The organism is Arthrobacter sp. ZGTC212 (genome assembly GCF_002929255.1).
In the GTDB taxonomy this organism is placed as follows: domain Bacteria; phylum Actinomycetota; class Actinomycetes; order Actinomycetales; family Micrococcaceae; genus Arthrobacter_B; species Arthrobacter_B sunyaminii.
The window spans coordinates 1-781 of sequence record NZ_PJIJ01000020.1; the positions used below are offsets into that span (position 1 = coordinate 1).

At 58.4% G+C, this 781-nt stretch carries 1 protein-coding gene; it reads left to right on the forward strand.

Annotated features, from left to right (window positions below; all coding sequences use genetic code 11):
• Positions 1–537 precede the first annotated feature (537 nt).
• On the forward strand, positions 538–781 hold a 244-nt coding region (locus CXQ89_RS17655; RefSeq protein WP_219815641.1), incomplete at its 3' end, for a hypothetical protein.

A 781-nucleotide genomic window follows, 5' to 3' on the forward strand; every position in this document is an offset into this window, starting at 1 on the left:
TCACCTTTTGACCATCCCTGACAATTCATGAAGTACCGGCAAGAGAGGAAGTTTGGAAATAGATACTTCGAACCAGTGTACGGTTGCTGGCTGCGGGGAGGCAGGAGTGAAGTTATCGCCTCATCATGACCCTTTTGGACCAATTACTTTTGACCGACTAGCGGCTCGACGGATGGAAGTTGCCTGTCCGCTTCATAGTGAACTCCTGTGGGGTCTGTATCGGAAGCAGGTAAGTGCAGCCATGATTCGTGCTTCCCGACGTGGAACTGCTGCTGCGCCTACTGATTTTGTCGCAAGGGTTTCCTGGCGTCTTAACTCCCACAATGACCCCACATCAAAAGCAATCGCGTCCCTACTGGCACTGAGTGAGAGCGCATGAATGCTCTTCACCCCTGGGGCCCCGCTTCGGCATGTCTTGTGCGGCGGCATGAAAATAGGGCACTGAGAACTGGGATGCGGGCTGCGGGGCCTACCGAAGCTAACCAAACTGGGTCAAAAGTCATTGTTCGCCTTCAGGGGCGATGTTATGTTCGACGCATGAAAATGCGGTCCTACTTCGTTTGCAAGCAGGGCCTGCGCCCGCTCCTCGGTGCCACGACGGTGCTTATGGCTGCCGTCCTGCTCACCGGTTGCAACTCCCCCGCCGGTACAGCCCACGACTCGGCACCGGCGGCCAGTGCCAGCGCTGACACCAGCGCCGTCGCCGCGCCAACGGATAGGTGGAAGTCGGGTCGTACCGCGCGCGCCGGCGAGCACCGCCTGCTCGAAGTCGTGGATGACG